This is a genomic window from Streptomyces sp. NPDC030165, assembly GCF_055573595.1.
On sequence record NZ_JBVIBD010000003.1, the window covers coordinates 112863 to 129189 of the forward strand.

13 protein-coding genes and 1 tRNA gene are annotated in these 16327 nt (G+C 73.4%); 8 read left to right on the forward strand and 6 right to left on the reverse strand.

Annotated elements, in window-relative coordinates; all coding sequences use genetic code 11:
- Nucleotides 1–547: 547 nt before the first annotated feature.
- From ACZ4Z1_RS06935 to ACZ4Z1_RS06955, 5 genes are all read left to right on the forward strand, one after another.
- The gene (locus ACZ4Z1_RS06935) at nt 548–2464 is read left to right on the forward strand and encodes an ATP-binding protein (protein ID WP_468485529.1); all 1917 of its coding nucleotides are present in this window, start codon (nt 548–550) and stop codon (nt 2462–2464) included.
- Nucleotides 2454–2903: a roadblock/LC7 domain-containing protein gene (locus ACZ4Z1_RS06940; RefSeq protein ID WP_468485530.1), complete on the forward strand. Its 450-nt coding sequence runs from the start codon at nt 2454–2456 to the stop codon at nt 2901–2903. Before ACZ4Z1_RS06935 ends, ACZ4Z1_RS06940 begins: the two co-directional genes overlap by 11 nt.
- Before the next feature lie 2 nt (nt 2904–2905).
- The gene (locus ACZ4Z1_RS06945; RefSeq protein WP_468485531.1) at nt 2906–3316 is read left to right on the forward strand and encodes a DUF742 domain-containing protein; all 411 of its coding nucleotides are present in this window, start codon (nt 2906–2908) and stop codon (nt 3314–3316) included.
- 88 nt (nt 3317–3404) lie between these two features.
- Nucleotides 3405–3962: a GTP-binding protein gene (locus ACZ4Z1_RS06950; RefSeq protein ID WP_468485871.1), complete on the forward strand. Its 558-nt coding sequence runs from the start codon at nt 3405–3407 to the stop codon at nt 3960–3962.
- The gene (locus ACZ4Z1_RS06955) at nt 3959–4567 is read left to right on the forward strand and encodes a GAF domain-containing protein (protein ID WP_468485532.1); all 609 of its coding nucleotides are present in this window, start codon (nt 3959–3961) and stop codon (nt 4565–4567) included. The genes ACZ4Z1_RS06950 and ACZ4Z1_RS06955 overlap by 4 nt, the downstream gene beginning before the upstream one ends.
- Before the next feature lie 137 nt (nt 4568–4704).
- On the opposite strand, the gene ACZ4Z1_RS06960 is transcribed toward ACZ4Z1_RS06955, so the two are convergent.
- The gene (locus ACZ4Z1_RS06960) at nt 4705–5991 is read right to left on the reverse strand and encodes an acyl-CoA dehydrogenase family protein (RefSeq protein ID WP_468485533.1); all 1287 of its coding nucleotides are present in this window, start codon (nt 5989–5991) and stop codon (nt 4705–4707) included.
- A gap of 379 nt (nt 5992–6370) precedes the next feature.
- Here ACZ4Z1_RS06960 and ACZ4Z1_RS06965 point away from each other — a divergent pair, with 379 nt between their 5' ends.
- Complete coding sequence (locus ACZ4Z1_RS06965; protein WP_468485534.1) at nt 6371–7585, forward strand: Gfo/Idh/MocA family protein; 1215 nt, start codon at nt 6371–6373, stop codon at nt 7583–7585.
- Nucleotides 7586–7676: 91 nt separating this feature from the next.
- On the opposite strand, the gene ACZ4Z1_RS06970 is transcribed toward ACZ4Z1_RS06965, so the two are convergent.
- From ACZ4Z1_RS06970 to ACZ4Z1_RS06985, 4 genes are all read right to left on the reverse strand, one after another.
- On the reverse strand, nt 7677–10919 hold the full coding sequence (locus tag ACZ4Z1_RS06970; RefSeq protein WP_468485535.1) for an amidohydrolase family protein: 3243 nt from the start codon (nt 10917–10919) through the stop codon (nt 7677–7679).
- Nucleotides 10920–11238: 319 nt separating this feature from the next.
- Nucleotides 11239–12870 (reverse strand): hypothetical protein, encoded by a 1632-nt coding sequence (locus tag ACZ4Z1_RS06975; RefSeq protein ID WP_468485536.1) that lies wholly within the window; start codon nt 12868–12870, stop codon nt 11239–11241.
- A gap of 552 nt (nt 12871–13422) precedes the next feature.
- Nucleotides 13423–14325 (reverse strand): transketolase family protein, encoded by a 903-nt coding sequence (locus ACZ4Z1_RS06980; protein ID WP_468485537.1) that lies wholly within the window; start codon nt 14323–14325, stop codon nt 13423–13425.
- Nucleotides 14326–14400: 75 nt separating this feature from the next.
- Nucleotides 14401–15180 carry a transketolase gene (locus ACZ4Z1_RS06985; protein WP_468485538.1) on the reverse strand — a complete coding sequence of 260 codons (780 nt, stop codon included), beginning with the start codon at nt 15178–15180 and terminating at the stop codon, nt 14401–14403.
- Between the two features lie 55 nt (nt 15181–15235).
- Between ACZ4Z1_RS06985 and soxR the strand changes: the two genes are divergently transcribed.
- On the forward strand, nt 15236–15730 hold the full coding sequence (gene soxR, locus ACZ4Z1_RS06990; RefSeq protein WP_468485539.1) for a redox-sensitive transcriptional activator SoxR: 495 nt from the start codon (nt 15236–15238) through the stop codon (nt 15728–15730).
- Here soxR and ACZ4Z1_RS06995 read toward each other — a convergent pair.
- Nucleotides 15721–16014, reverse strand: a complete 294-nt coding sequence (locus tag ACZ4Z1_RS06995) for a YiaA/YiaB family inner membrane protein (protein WP_468485540.1) — start codon at nt 16012–16014, stop codon at nt 15721–15723. The genes soxR and ACZ4Z1_RS06995 overlap by 10 nt on opposite strands.
- 192 nt (nt 16015–16206) lie before the next feature.
- Here ACZ4Z1_RS06995 and ACZ4Z1_RS07000 point away from each other — a divergent pair.
- Nucleotides 16207–16283, forward strand: a tRNA-Pro gene (locus tag ACZ4Z1_RS07000).
- Nucleotides 16284–16327 lie beyond the last annotated feature (44 nt).

Below are 16327 nucleotides of genomic sequence, written 5' to 3' on the forward strand. Positions count from 1 at the left end.
GCGGGCAGTGGCGCGCCGGCGTCCGCGGTGATGTCAGGGAGCGGCCCGGCGGTCGTCATCCCGCCGGTGCCGAAGGTGAACGCGCACAAGGGCATTACGGCCGATGCCCACGGGGGACGGCCGACGGTGGTGTCCGAGGTCTGCATGGGGCCACCTTCGACCTTGACGTCGGCGTGAAGGTCAAGTCGAGCCGTGCTGGGGAGACCGCGGCGCCGCGCGGTGGTGGAGCAGGATCTTCCGTTTCCCGGTGGTGTGGTTGTCGGTCCGAACCGCATTCACGCCCACGAAGGTGGGCAGCCTCTCCGCGGAAGCGACACGACCGGCCGGCTCCGGTGGCCGGGTCCCCCGTCCGTCCGGTCGTCGGTCACGGCTCTCAACTGTGCACACCTGAACGGAAGTTCGGAAAGAAGCGCACTCGCGTACGACTGCCCCCCTCGGGGGGAGGTGGCGCGGGGTAGCGAAACGCCGAAATGCCTCCGTACCCCACCCCCGCAACAACTAGCGTGCGTGCTCCGCGAACCGCCGACGGCCGATCCGGAGGGCGCCGATGCCTGCTGCATTCCCGCAGGGGACCCCTGTCACCCAGGAGACACAGGGTCCCCTGGGCCCCCGTGGTCCCCAGGGGACGGACCCCGCGCCGGCGGCCGCCCGGCGCCGGGAGCGGGAGGGCGGGCGGCACGGCCGGGCCGCGTTCCCGGAGACGGCCGCCGATTCGGCCATACGGACCCGCCTGGTACGCCTCGCCGCCGTGCCCTGCCTCCTCGTCGCCGCCACCTGCTCGGCCGCCACCGCCTTCGTCGTACGGGCCGGCGGCACCGGGCCGACCGGCCGCGAATGGGCCGTACTGCTCGGCGCCTGCGTCCTGGTCTGCGCCATCGTGACGGCCGCCGGCGCGGCGGCCAACAGCGAGGCGCGCGCCGCCGTGGCCCGCTGCGCCCGGCTGCGCGAGGTCTGCGCCCGCAGCCGGCACGACCTCGACGACCTGCTGGACCGGGTCCGCCAGGGCGAATGGCTCCAGCCGCGGGAGAGCGAACCGGCCGCGCCGCCCACCGGCGACACCCTCGACCTGCTCGCCCACGAGGTGGCCGCGGTGGGCCGGGCGGCCGAGGCGGCCGTCGTGGACGCGGTGGCCGTCGCCCGGGGCAACGCCAGCGGCAACGAACAGAAGGTCGAGGTGTTCGTGAACCTCGCCCGGCGCCTGCAGTCCCTGGTGCACCGCGAGATCGAGCTGCTGGACGAGCTGGAGAACCAGGTCGAGGACCCGGACCTGCTCAAGGGCCTCTTCCACGTCGACCACCTCGCCACCCGCATCCGCCGGCACGCCGAGAACCTCGCCGTCCTCGGCGGGGCCATCTCCCGCCGCCAGTGGAGCCGCCCGGTCACCATGACCGAAGTGCTGCGCTCCTCGATCGCCGAGGTCGAGCAGTACCCGCGGATCAAGCTGGTGCCGCCCATCGAGGGCACGCTGCGCGGCCACGCCGTCGCCGACGTCATCCACCTGCTCGCCGAACTCGTCGAGAACGCCTCCGTCTACTCCGCCCCCCACACCCACGTCCTGCTGCGCGCGCAGCTCGTCACGGCCGGCCTCGCCGTAGAGGTCGAGGACCGGGGCCTGGGCATGTCCCTGGACGAGCAGACCCGGATGAACGGGCTGCTCGCCGACCCCGACCATGTCGACGTGGCCGAGCTGCTGAGCGACGGGCGCATCGGGCTCTTCGTGGTCTCCTCGCTCGCCCGGCGGCACGGCATCGTGGTCCGCCTCCAGGGCAACATCTACGGCGGTGTACAGGCCGTCCTCGTCGTACCGAAGGGCCTGCTGGGGCCGGAGTCCGAGCAGCCGCAGGAGGGCGGGCAGTACGTGGACTCCGCAGAGATCACCCTGACGGTGTCCGAGCCGCGCCCCCTCACCGGCGCCGAGGCCGTCTCCCACTACCGGAACGCGTACGACGACGACGCCACCGCCCCCGGGGAGCCCGCCCCGCCCCGCGGCCCGCGCCGCAGGCTCGTACACGCAGCGCACGGAGCGCCGGTCGCCGGAACCGCCACCGGGGTGTACCCGGACGTCGCGTACGGCGACGGAGTGTGGCCGAGCGCGGCCGAGACACCGCACGCCGGCACGCCCGGCGCCGCCGGCCCGGGCCCGGTCCGCCTGCCGCCCGCCCCGCCCACCGCGGCGGACGACGGCGCCCGGCCGAGCCTGCCGCGCCGCCGCAAGCAGGAGCACCTGGTGCCGCAGCTGCGCGGCGAGCCGATCCTGCCGAACGCCGGGCGCCGCGACGGCGGGCCCGAACTCGATCACGACCCCGGCCTGATGGCCGCGTTCCGGCGCGGTGTCAGCCTCGCCGACGACAGCTACGGCAGCCCCGCCGACCACGACGGTTACGACAGTTACCGGGCCGGCGCCGACGCCGGCCACGACAGGCCCGACCCCCGCCGAGGAGACGACCGCGACCATGGTGAGTGACGTGCACGCGCAGGCACATGCGCACCTGCAGGGAGGCCGGCAGACCGACCTCTCCTGGCTGCTGACCGGACTCGTGAACCGCGTACCGCACGCGACCAGCGCGCTTCTGCTGTCCTCCGACGGCCTGGTGAAGGCGGCCCACGGGTTCGACCCGGACAGCGCCGACCACCTGGCCGCCCTCTCCTCCGGCCTGTACTCACTGGCCCGCAGCGCCGGGGTGCGCTTCGGCAACGGCGACGACGTGCTCCAGGTCGTGGTCGAGCTGGAGACCACGTTCCTGTTCGTCTCCACGGCCGGCTCGGGCGCCTGCCTCGCCGTGCTGGCCGGCCGGGAGGCCGATGTCGCGGTCCTCGGCTACGAGATGGGGATGCTGGTCAAAAGCGTACGGCCCTACCTGGCGACGCCGGTGCGACAGCAGGCCCCGGCCGGTGGTCGCTGACCATGGGCGTACGGCGCCGCCGCAGACCGGGCCGGGAGATCCCGTGGCTGGACGACGAAGCCGGCCGCCTGGTCCGCCCGTACACGGTCAGCAACGGCCGTACCCGGCCGACCGCCCACTTCGACCTGCTGACGATGGTGATGGCCACCGGGAAGCGGCCCGTCACCTGCCAGGGCCCCGACTACGCGCAGGTGCTGGGGCTGTGCGGCGGGCCGGTGTCGGTCGCCGAGATCGCCGCGCACATACGTCTGCCCGCCGTGGTCACCAAGGTCCTGCTGGCCGACCTGGTGGACTGCGGGGCGCTCGCCGCCCGCGCGCCGGTGCCGGTGTCCGCCTGCGGGGCAGGCCCTCCGAACCGTACCGACCGAGCCCTGCTGGAGGCGGTGCTGCGTGGACTTCGCAAACGGCTCTGACGCCTTGTCCGCCGATGCCCGGCTCCCGGCCGCGGCGGACTCGTCCCCCGCGCGGCCCGCCGCGGGCCGCGCCGCCGACCCGTTCCCCCTGGCACTGAAGATCCTGGTGGCCGGCGGCTTCGGCGTCGGCAAGACGACCTTCGTCGGCGCGGTCAGTGAGATCGATCCGCTCAGTACGGAGGAACTGCTCACCCAGGTCAGCGTGGGCACCGACGACCTGGCCGGGGTCGAGGACAAGAACACCACGACCGTCGCCATGGACTTCGGCCGGATCACCCTCAGCCGCGAGCACGTCCTCTACCTCTTCGGCACACCGGGACAGGAACGCTTCTGGTTCATGTGGGACGAGCTGTCCAACGGGGCGCTCGGTGCCGTCATCCTCGCCGACACCCGCCGCCTGGACCAGTGCTTCGCCGCCGTCGACTTCTTCGAGCGGCGCGGCATCGCGTTCGTCGTCGCGGTCAACGAGTTCGACGGCTCGTACCACTACGGCCCGGACGAGGTGCGTACCGCCATGGACCTCGCCCCCGGCACCCCGGTCGTGCTCTGCGACGCCCGCCAGTTCAGCTCTTCCACCCAGGTCCTGGTCTCGCTCGTCCAGCACCTGCTGACCTCCGCCCTCGCCGCCACCCGGGAGCTCCCGTGACCCGTCCCGTCCCGCGCGTGTCGTACGCCTCCTACGACCCCACGCGCCATCTGCTGCTCACCCCGGAGGACCACGAGGCGCCGGCCCGCGTCGCCCGGCTGCGCGAGCTGGGCATCGGCGACGCGCCGCTGGCCGCCTTCGACGAGTTCGCGCGCAAGCTGGCCCGGACGACCCGGGCGCCGTTCGCCATGGTCAACTTCATCGACGAGCACCGGCAGTACTTCGCCGGTCTCTACACGTCCGGTGGCGGGCAGGCGCCCGTCGAACTGGGGCCCGCGCCGCCGAGTGCCCAGCCCGGCCGGGTGATGGCCCGCGACCACGGCTACTGCCCGCACGTCATCGTCCGCCGCAAGGCGCTCGTCCTGGAGGACGTGTGCGACTACCCGCGCTTCGCGGGCAATCCGGTCGTGGACGAGATCGGCATCCGCTCGTACCTGGGCGCACCGCTCATCGACCGTACGGGGATGGCGCTCGGCACGGTCTGCGTGGTGGACCTCGAACGCCGTCCGTGGGGGCGCGAGGGTCTGGAGACCATCAAGTCGATGGCGGCTGAACTGGTCGAGCAGATCCACCGGATGGAGCGGCAGCGCACCGAGGAGAGCTGACGGCGGTACGGCTGCCTCGGCGGGTGGCCCGGCTTCCGGGCCGACGGCGCGGAGGCCGGATCGGGTGGCGCGGCCCTCGGGGCGGGTGGCGCGGTCCCCGGGAAGAAGGCCCGCGCCACCCATCCTTCCGGCCCGCCCTAGCCGGTCGGCTGCAATACCGTCCGCTCGTGCACGAGAGAGGCGCGGCGTCCGGTGACCGCGGGCTCGGCGGTCCGGTCGTCCTCCGCCGGGTCCGACGCTTCCCGGCGGACCAGCTTCGCCAGCCGGCTGGACCACTCGCCCTTGGCCGTGCCGAGGGCGAGTTCGCCCAGGCGCAGCAGCTGGATGTCGGAGGTGCCGGCCGGGGCGAAGATGTGGTGGGCGTCCCGGAGGTAGCGTTCCACCGGGCGGTCCGTGAACAGCCCGCAGGCGGCGTGGATGTCCATCGCGTCGCGCGCCGACTCCAGCGCGGTCTCGACGTTGACCAGCTTGGCGTTCATCAGCTCCGCGTCGCAGGGCAGGCCCTGGTCGAGCAGGTGGACGGCGTGGTACGCGGCCAGCCGGGCGACGAGCAGCCGGGACTGGATGCGGCCGAGTTTGATCTTGATGTTGCCGAGGTTCGCCAGCGGCTTGCCGTAGCGTTCCCGCTCCGCGCAGAAGCGGGCGGTCTCGTCCAGTACGGCCTGGTGGATGCCGAGGGACACCGCGGTCAGGTTCGGCCGTCCGTACAGCACGCTGGAGGAGTACGCGACGGCCAGCCCGTCGCCCTCCTGGCCGAGCAGGTTCGCCGCCGGGACCCGGCAGTTGTCGAGGAACAGCTCGCCGAAACTGAAGCCGTGCAGGCCCATGGCCTGCTGCTGAGGGCCGACCCGTACGCCCGGCCGGTCCGCCTCCACCAGGAACGCCGACAGGCCCTCGGACCCCTCGCCCGTGCGGACGACGACGCCGTGCAGGTCGCCGACGTGGCTGTTGCCCACGTAGATCTTGCGGCCGTCGAGGATGTAGTCGTCCCCGTCGCGGACCGCCCGGCTCGTCATGCCGAGCACATGGCCGCCCGACTGCGGCTCGGTGACGGCGATGGTGGGCAGGCACTCGCCGGCGGCGATGGCCGGCAGCCAGGTCTTCTTCTGCTCCTCGCTGCCGAAGTGGATGATCTTCGCGGCGCCGAGCTGGGACGCCTGCACCATGGCGCCCATGGCGCCGCTCACCCGGGACAGCTCCTCGATGATGAGGGTCTTGGCCAGATGCCCGGCGCCCATCCCGCCGTAGGCGCGGTGCACGGTCGCGCCGATCCACCCCTGGCGGGCGATCCGGCGCGACAGGTCATGGCAGACGGTTCGGGCCGCCTCCATCTCGGCTATCCGGGGCCGGACCTCGCCCTCGGCGAATTCCCGCACCCGGCGCCGGAGCGCTTCGTGCCGCTGGTCGGTGAAGTAGCGATGCAAGACGAGCCTCCTCCGCTGAACTCCCCGCGCTGTGCTGCTTGCCTGCGGGCGGCGCACTTCGCGTGTGCGCCGCCGGTCGTCCTGGTCCCCACCCCGCCGTTCCGGACCGTCATGGGGTGCTTACCTCGTGCAATACCCGTTGGCATACCTGCTGCACGGCGCATAAAACATCAACACCGTGCATTTATGCGACCAATGGGAGCGCGTAGAACACCTTCACCACCCCTGTGGTTTACGGTGCGTGCAGCATGTCCGGCGGTGTCCGCGTGGGGTGGCGGAGGGAGGCGCGACACCGGCGGCCCACTGCCCCCGCCGCCCCGTCGTTCCTTGGTCCCGCACCCCGCCGACCATGGAGTCCGTCAGCCTCTGGAGGCCCCTCATGACCGACGATCTGCGCCTGGGCGTCATCGGCTTCGGGCTGCGCGGCGATCTCGCGCTGACCGCCCACCGGCCGGGGTACGGCGCCCGGGTGGCCGCGGTGGCCGACACCGACCCGGACGCGTTGGCGTACGCCACCCGACGCCTCCCCGGCGCCGAGACGTTCACCGACCACCGCGCCCTGCTGCACCACCCCGGTCTCGACGCGCTCCTCCTCCTCACGCCCGACCACACCCACGCGGACCTGGCGTGCCAGGCGCTGCGCGCGGGCCGGCCCGTCTTCGTGGAGAAGCCTCTCGCCATCTCCATAGAGGACTGCGACACGATCCTGCGCACCGCCCACGAGACCGGTACGCGCCTGTACGTCGGCCACAACATGCGCCACATGCCCGTCATCCGCCTGATGCGCGAACTGATCACCCGCGGCGACATCGGCCGGGTCAGGACCGTCTGGGTACGGCACTTCGTCGGGCACGGCGGCGACTACTACTTCAAGGACTGGCACGCCGAGCGGCGGCACACCAACGGGCTGCTGCTCCAGAAGGGCGCCCATGACCTGGACGCGCTGCACTGGCTCGCGAACGGCTACGCGCGCCAGGTGCAGGCGCTGGGCGACCTGACGGTGTACGGCGATCCCGGCATGCGGCGGGCGCCGGGCGAGCCCCGGCCGGACGACTGGCTGGCGCACGACGCGCACTGGCCCCCCGGCAGCCAGCGCGGCCTGAACCCGCGCATCGACGTCGAGGACGTCTCCCTGGTCAACATGCGCCTGGACAACGGGGTGCTGGCCGCCTACCAGCAGTGTCACTTCGCGCCTGACTACTGGCGGAACTACACCGTCATCGGCGACGCGGGACGCCTGGAGAACTTCGGTGACGGGCCGGGCGGTTCGGTACGGGTGTGGAACTCCCGCCAGTCCGGGTACCGCGCGGACGCCGACGCCGTGTACGACCTGCCGTCCAGTGAGGCGGACGACGAAGCCGGGCACGGCGGTGCCGATCCGCTGCTGGTGGACGAGTTCCTGCGGTTCGTCCGCCACGGCGGGCCGACCGACACCTCACCGGTCGCCGCCCGGATGGCGGTGGCGGCGGGCGACCGGGCCACCGCCTCCCTCCGGGACGGCGGCACCCCGCGCGAGGTACCGCCGCTGGACCCGGAGCTGGTGGACTACTTCGAGCGCGGCCAGCCCAAGGAGGGGGGAGGAGGGGAGGGGTGAGGAGGCGCGGGAGGGCGGCGGGCGTACGCCCCGTGCCGCCGCCCCGCCCCGCGCGCCCCTCTGCGCGCCCTTTCGCGTGCGCCCCAGGCCCTCAGCCGGCCGTCCCGCAGCAGGAGTCGCGCCGGTGCTGCCGTCCCACCTCCAGCCAGTTCACCGCGCCCGCCCCGGCCCGGACCGCGCTGCCGTCCGGCGCGGGGAAGGACGCCACCAGGTCCTCCTGCTCGTACAGCCGCCCGCCCCGCAGCACCGCCGCCGTGCGGACCAGCGAGTCGAAGTCGGTGAACGGGTCGCCGTCCACGATCACCAGGTCGGCCAGCTTGTCCTCCTCCAGCGTGCCGAGGTCCCGGTCCGCGCCGAAGACGCGGGCGGGCAGGGCGGTGGCGGTACGCAGCGCCTGCGCCGCGGTGAGCCCGTAGCGGTGCAGGGCGCGCAGCGCCAGGTGCAGGTGCAGGCCGACCGGCGTCAGCGGCTGGTCCGTGCCCAGGGCGACCAGGCCGCCGCCGCGCAGCACCCGCCGGTAGACGCCCACCTCGGTCTCGATGTCGCCCAGCTGCTCCGGGGTGGGGCGGTGGCCCGCGTTCTCCCGTGCCAGTGCGGCGTCCCAGGGCGGCATGAGGGTCGTGACCCGTTCGTCGTCGGCGAGGCCGGGGTCCTCCCCGAGCAGCACGGAGGCGGTGAAGGGGGTGGCGATGAGGTGGAAGTCCGTGCCGGTGTAGATCTCCTCCACGTCCTGGTAGGCATGGCCGGTGGCGGTGACGGCGTGCCCGAACTCCAGACGCTGCGTGGCCTGTAGGTGGGTCGTCAGGTCCTGGCCGAGCTGCACGCCGGGGGACAGCAGGTGGCTTCCGGACCGCACTCCCAGCCGCTGGTGCGCGAAGCGCGCGGCCTCCTCCATGATCCAGCCGGGGGCCCGTACGTACGTCTTGACGAAGTCCCAGTCGAGCGCGGCGCCCCGCTCCAGCGACCGCCGCAGGCCCTCCCGCGTGGCATGGGCGCGGCCCATGCTGTACGCGACACGGCTGCCGTCCAGCAGTTCGCCGCAGGCGAGCAGCCGGGGTCCGGCGAGCGTGCCGGCGGCGACGGACTCCCGGATGCGGGCCTGTTCGTAGGAGAAGCCGCCGAAGGAGACGGCGGTGGTGATGCCGTAGGCGAGCTGGAGCGCGGTCTGCCGGCCGCCGTACGTCGTCTGCCAGGGGTGGGTGTGCGAGTCCCACAGGCCGGGGATCACGGTGCGCGCGGAGGCGTCGACGCGGCGGGCGGCGCGGCGGCCGGCGGCCCGGCCGTGCGGCTCGATGCCGGTGATCCGGCCGTTGCGCACCACCACGTCGACGTCCTCGCGCACCTCCTCGCCGGTGCCGTCCCAGAACCGGCCCGCGTGCACGACCGTGTCCCGGGCGCGCGAACCGCGGTGGTCCAGGGACACCTTGACCGTACGGGCGGGGCCGCCGTCCACGCCGGTCAGCCGCAGCCGGCCGGCGGACAGGTACAGCAGGGTGCGGGAGTCGCCGGACCAGGACGGGTGGTCGGCGCTCTCGTCGGTCAGCCGGCGCGGGGCGCCGTCGGGGCTGCCGTCCGGGCGTACGGGCACCACCCACAGCGCGGATTCGGCGATCAGCGCCATCCACCGGCCGTCCGGTGACCAGACGGGCCCGGAGTCGTAGCGGTCGGCGATCGAGCGCAGGGTGTGTCCGGGGTCCGGGGCGTGCAGCCGGTCCTTGCCGGTGCGGGTGTCGAGGACCCGGATGAGGTTGTAGCCCTCGCGGAAGCGGCGGTTGAGGCGGTTGCGGTCGCAGAAGGCCACGTAGCGGCCGTCCGGGGACCAGCTGGGGCGGCCCGGTACCCCGCCGCCGCCGAGCGGGGCGGTCACCGTCTCCTCGCCGTCGGCCAGATTCCGTACGATGAGATTTCCGGACATGTCGATCGCGGCGAGCCGCCTGCCGTCCGGCGACAGCGCGGGCTGTACCCGGCCCCCGCTCGCCAGCACCGTCTCCTCACCGGTCGCCAGGTCGTGCCGGCGGACCGCGAACAGCCCGTCCCGGTCGTCGGCGTACACCAGGGAGCGGCCGTCGCGGGCCCAGCTCGGCCCGAGGACGTACCGGGTGGCGCCCGCCCGGACGAGCCGCCGCGGACGGCCGCCCGAAGCGGACACCAGCCACAGCGAGTCGAGGGCGGCGAAGGCGACGTGGCGCCCGTCGGGGGAGAGCGCGGGCAGGTGCACGCCGCGTACCGGCCGGACGCCCGTGCGCTCGAAACCGTAGTCCTTGACCTGGTAGCGCGGCCGGCGGAGCGGCAGGCCGGCGGTGAAGGGAATGGTTTCCGCGGTGTCCGGCGCTGCGGGCCGCAGCACCGTGAACTGTCCGCCGACGGTCAGCAGCAGCTCCTCGCGCGAGATCCAGCGCGGCGGTACGGGCTCCACGTCACCGTCCACCGGGACCTCCGCGCCGTCCACGACGAGGGCGCAGGTGGCGCCGGGGCGCTCGGTGGTGCGCAGATAGGCGAGCCGGGGGGCGCCGTCCTTCGCGGCGGGTGCCAGGGCCGGGACCATGACCTGGGTGCCGGCGGCGGCCGTGTGCTCGGTGACGACCTCGCCGCCGCCGTCGGCCCGTACGGACGCGACGGTGCGGCTGTCCAGGGCGGTGCCGGACACCGAGCCGCGCACGAACCACAGCCGTTCGCCGTCCGGCGACCAGGCGGGGTCGAAATCCTCCCACGCGCCGTCCTGGTGGGGGCCCACCTGCCCGGGGCGCCCGGTGACGCGGGTCAGCTTCCGCGTCCGTACGTCCAGCACCCAGATCCGGTACGGGCTGCCCGCCACCGGATCACCGCCCCGCTCGGACGCGAAGGCGATCCGGGTGCCGTCCGGCGACCAGGCCGGGCCGCGGTCGTCCCACGGCCCGTCGGTCAGCTGCCGCAGTTCCGAGCCGTCGGGGCGCAGCGTCCACAGGTGGAAGCCGCCGCCGCGGTAGGCGCAGACGGCGAGGCGGCTGCCGTCGGGGGAGAAGACGGGCCGGGTGGGTTCCAGGTCCGGCGGGGTGAGCGCGTGCGCCGCCCCGCCCCCGCGCGGCACGGACCACAGGACGTTCTGGATCTCGGCGACCAGCCGGTCGCCGGCGGGGGAGAGGGTGGCGGCGCCGTTCGTGGCGGCGGTGAACGAAAGGGCCGGCAGACGGGCGGCTTCGGCGGCGCGGGCGGTGGCGGCGAGCGGGCCCGGCAGCCCGGCCAGTCCGGTGACGGCCGCGGCGGAGGCCGTGCCCTGCAGGAACGTGCGCCGGGAGAAGGGCCGCGGAAGGCGCGCGGTCCGGGAAGCGTCCTCAGATCTGTCCGTGGTGTCCAACGGTCCTCCAGCCATGGAAGGTTGCGTGGTCGGTGCCTGCGGCGAGCCGACTGATCGTGTCACGCACCGATGGCCCGAGGTCAACACCCCGCGAGGCGAGTCTCTTGGCATCCCGCGGGTTCCGGGGAGGGAGTGGGGCCGCAGTTCCGCGGCGGGCGCCCCGCCCCGCCCTCCGGGCGAACGACGCGAAGGTGACGCCTGGGCCCGGATGCCGTCGGCGACGACGGGTGGCGCGCCATCGTCGAGGGGGCCGCGCGCCTTGCCGTACCGCCGGGGTGGCACGGCAAGGCGGTACGGCGGCAGTGTGCCGAGCCGCGTGTCAGCCGGCGTGCGGCTGCCGGGCGGCGGACGAGAGGCGGCCGGCGGCGAGCTTCCACTCCCGGTGCAGGGTGCCCAGGGGAATGCGCTTCTGGAAGAGCGGGGTGCCGAAGACCGTCAGCTGGGTCTGGAGCGAGCCCGACAGGTCCAGCCCTCCGAAGACCTTCCAGTCGGCCGTGGCGGAGCCCTTTCCGTCGGAGGAGCCGGTGACCGCGGCACTGCCTTCGCCGCGCAGGTACGGAGCGATGTCGGCGCTCACACCGGCCATGCCGTACAGGCCGACGCTCGCCTCGGCGCCGAGTGCGGCCTTGGCCCGGCCCGCTGCCGTCACACCGGCCTGTACCGGGGTGGAGGTCAGGCCGGATTCGCTGACCGGCTTCCAGCCCTTGGCCCAGGTGTAGCTGCCGCCGACACGGAAACCGCCCTTGAGGTCCTGCTTGACGTCGACACCGATCCTGCCGTCGGCCTCCACCGAGAGGTAGCAGGTGAGGTCGAGGTTGACGACGACGGGTACCGGGCCGACCTGGATGACCGGGTCCGCGTGCAGCGTGGCGAACGGCATCCGCAGCGGCTTGTCCTTCCCGGTCGACGCGGCGGCCTGGCCCTTGAACTGCCACTGGGAGGACCAGTCACCGGACAGTCCGATGAACGCACCGCCGGGAGCCGTGCCGGTGCCGGCAGTGGCGGAGCCCGCGTGCGTACGGTTGCCGTGGTAGCCGAACTCCACCTTCGGGGAGAGCTGGACGAAGCCGGAGACCGAGGCGGCGGCACTGGCCGGGGCGTCCTCGGCGGTGGCGACCGACGCGCCGACGTCGAGGCGCAGACTGCCCAGAGGCAGCGTGGCGCCATGGGGGCCGAACCGGCGCTCGCCGTTCTTCGCCCAGGACACCTTCACGCCCTTGACCAGCGGCTCGACCGAGATGCCTGCTGGATCGACGGGCACCTTCCCGGCTGCCTCGTCCTTGCCCAGCAGCGCGTCGAGCGTGGCCGGGGCGGTGTTGACCTCCGTGCCTCGGCGCGTCGTGCCCAGCACCTTGGTGACCTTGGCCAGTACGCCGCTGGGGGCGCCAGGGGCGGGCGCGCTCGCGATGACGTCACCGACGGACACGGCCGCATTCTTCCCGGGAGCGGCGGGCCCGGCGGTCTTCCCGGGCCTCGCGGAACCGGAGGAGGGTGCGGAGGAGGAAGGCGTGGGGGAGGAAGGCGCGGGGGCGGAGGGTGTGGGGCTGGAGGGTGCCGGGGTGGCCGGGGGCTTCTTCGGCGAGTTCGCCGGGCCGGCGATGACCGCGCGCCCGCTCTGCCGGTCGTACGAGGCGATCCGTAGCGAGGACTTGTGCGTCGTGTGCCCGTCGCGGGACGGGCGCGCCACGGCGGTGGCACCGGCAGGAGCGGACGGCGCCGGGGCTGCGGCGACCGGCAGCCGCTGCCCGTAGCCGGTGGTGCTGCCGTCAGCGTTGTCGGCGGCGGCGGCCGGCTCGGCAGCCGGGGCGGTGGCTTCCCCGCCTCCGCCACCGGTACCGGCGGCCTCGGAGGTACCGCCGGTACGGCTGGCGCCGGCCGTCGAACAGCCCGCGGCCAGCAAAGAGATGGTGGTCAAAGCAGGTATGAGCGCCTGCTTGGTGATCTTGCGCAAAGTGGGCCCTAGGGGACGTGGGGTGGGGTGCGCCACGACGGAGTCGGCTCCGTGGGCAGCGCCTCACGACAACAGGACGGTTGCGATGTCTCGCGGAACGGATCTGCGTGATCATGCCATGGCCGCCGCATCCGGGGGAACCGTACCGATGTTGAACGATTGGCCCAGACCAAAGAGGATGTTTCGCGATAAATTATTACCTCGCCCTGCCTGGCCCGGAGTTCACGTCCCCTATAACTCAACAGACGGTACACACAAGCTGGTTGGGAGCCGGTCGGCAGGGCCGCGTGCTGCGGCCTGCGGCCGGGGAGCGGCAAGGCCAGAGGCGCGAAGCCGTGCCCTGGTGGGAATCCCTGCACGGGTACGGCCCGCCGTCGGCGGAGGTGTGCCGACGGCGGGCCGTTGTGACAGCAGGCAGCAGGTGAGCGTCCTCGGCGCCGGGCCGGTCGCAGGCCACCGAACTCCTGGAGGACGTCCGCCACCTGGGCCTGCGCGACCTGGCCGCGTCGCTGGACGCGCGCGTGCGGTCCCCGGGCGACGGAAGGCCCGGCGTCACCGGGCCAGGAATCCGGTGATCCGCTCGCGCAGCGACCGCACGTCCAGGCCCTGACCCGCCAGGTGCTCGTCGAGCTGCCCGTAGCGGCGCAGTTCCCGGCGCCCGACGCCGAGGCCGAGCACGCGGTGCGGCACGTGCGCCAGCGCGTCGTTCGCGTGCCGGGTCGAAGTGCCCTCGTGGTACGGCTCGACGATCACCACGTCCGCCGCCGTCGACCCGGCCACCGCGGTACGCAGCGCCGCGGCGTCGAAGGGCCGGACGGTCGTCGCGTACAGCACGGTCACGTCCAGGCCCTCGGTCGCCGCCAGGACGTTGTCCAGCATCGGCCCGACCGCCAGCACGACACCCCCGCGCCCCTCGCGCACCGTCAGGAAACGGGCCCCGTCGACCGGCCGCGGCGCCGCGTTGCTCTGCACGGACAGCCGTACGTACACCTTGTCGTCACCGGCTGCTGCGGCGTGCCGCAGCAGCGCCTCGGCCTCGTCCGGGTGGCCGGGGACGTGCATGGTCCAGCCGTCCAGGCTGTCGAGCAGGGCGATGTCGCCCGGCGCCATGTGGGTGAAGCCGCCGGCCGGCCAGTCGTACGAGCCCGCCGCGCTCACCAGCACCCCGCCCACGTCCTGGTGCCCGAAGTCCAGCTTCACCTGCTCGAAGGGGCGCTCCACCAGGAAGCTGGCGAAGGTGTGCACGACGGGCCGCATCCCGGCCAGGGCGAGGCCGCCGCCCACCCCGACCAGCAGCTGCTCTCTGATCCCGACGTTCACCACCCTCCGGGGGTGGCGTTCCTGGGCGGACCGGAAGCCGTCCAGGCCGATGTCGGCGAGGACGACCGCCAGCCGCGGGTCCTCGTCGAGCAGCTGGGTGGTGACGGAGGCGAAACGTTCGCGCATGGTGTCCATCAGAGAGATCCTTAGGGAAGTCGGTGCGGGTGCAGATACGGGTACGGGTATGGATACGAGGCCGGACGGCGCGCCTCAGGCCGCCTCGGCTTCGCCCTTGGTCTCGGTCTCTGTCTCCGCCTCAGGCTTCGGCTCGCCCGAGTACTCCTTGGGCTCGACCCGGGCGACGACCACGTGCGGCCGGTCCGGATGGGGTGCGGTGAACGCCGCGTACAGCGCCTCGTGGTCGCGCCCGTCCACGGTCACCGCGGACCAGCCGGCGGCCTCGAACCGGGAGGCGATCCCGCCGCGCCAGCCGTGGCTCGACGAGGAGTTGTCGACGACCAGCGTGTGCAGCCGGGACAGGCCCGCGGCGCCCGCGTACGCGATGGCCTCGTGGTTGCTGCCCTCGTCCAGCTCGGCGTCGCCGATCAGGACCCACACCGCCGGGTCGGTACGGTCCTGGGCCCGCAGTCCCAGCGCCGTGCCCACGGCCAGTGGCAGTCCGTGCCCCAGCGAACCGCTGCCGATCTCGGCGCCCGGCACCAGCACCCGGTCCGGGTGGTGGCCGAGCGGCGAGTCGTACGAGCCGAAGCCCGGCAGCCACGCGGTGGGGAAGAAGCCCTTGGCGGCGAGCACCGCGTAGTAGGCCATCGGGCCGTGGCCCTTGGACAGCAGGAACCGGTCCCTGACCGGGTCCTGGGCGGTGGCGGGGGAGACCCGCAGTACCCGGTCGTAGAGCACCCACAGGGCGTCGAGGGTGGAGGTGGCGGCCGGGCCGTGCTTCTCGTCGCCGGTCATCAGGCTCATCAGGCGCGGGAGTTCGGCGAAGTCCGCGTCGCGGACAGTGGGGTCGTTCGTGGTCGTGTTCGTCATGGAAGAGAGCGTGCAACTTCAAGCTCACTTGAAGTCAAGCGCTAGTCTGACGGGCATGACCTCACCCCATGACCGGCTTCCGATCGGCGAGCTCGCCGGGCGCAGCGGACTGGCCGCCTCCGCACTGCGCTACTACGAGGAACTGGGCCTGATCCACTCCGAACGCACCGGCGGCGGACAGCGCCGCTTCCCCCGCGCCACCCTGCGCCGCATCGCCTTCATCAGGGCGGCCCAGGCGGTCGGCCTCTCCCTGGAGGAGACCGGCGCGGCCCTGGCCGAGCTGCCACGCGACCGCGCGCCCAACGCCGCCCAGTGGAACAAGGTCGCCCGCACCTGGACCCGCCGCATCGACCAGCAGATCGCCGAACTCCGGAAACTGCGCGGCCAGTTGTCCAGCTGCATCGGCTGCGGATGCCTGAGCCTGCGCAAGTGCGGCCTCTACAACCCGGACGACGCCGCGGCGGCGCGCGGGGCGGGCGCCCGGTACCTGCTGGGCGACCGCCCCGAAACGGTCGGCGTCCGGACGCCCGACGCCGGCCGTCAGACCTGACCGGGCTTGAAGACGTCCTGCTCGATCAGGAGCTTGTCGATCCTGGCCTTGTCCACCCGGTTGGTGACCTCCTCGACCTCCTGCCGGTCCCGTACACACTTGGCCAGCGTGAACGCCGACGAGACCACGAAGACCAGACCGAGCCCGAGGAAGCCGCGCTCCCAGGCGCCCACGGGCAGCTTGAGGATCCCGACCATCAGGGCGACCAGGGAGAGCCCGAACGAGATTGCGGACTGCACGAAGAAGGCGGTGGTCGTCGGCCGCTGTATCGATGGAGTGGTCATGCGCGTAGGGTCCTGCCCCTCCGCCTGGAGGCGCATGAGTACGCGTACTCATCCACCGCGCGCGCCGGCGCGGGCCGGACCGCGGCGGCCGGCCGGTACCCGTCACCGAAACCTGGCGGTGGACACCCCCTGACATGCGGTATTGTTCTTCCTGCGCGGCCAGCCGGGGAAAAACCCGGACCGGACGGGCATCGGGACGTGGCGCAGCTTGGTAGCGCACTTGACTGGGGGTCAAGGGGTCGCAGGTTCAAATCCTGTCGTCCCGACCAGCGTTTTCGCAGGTCGTAGGCCGTTCTCGCAGGGATGCGGGGCG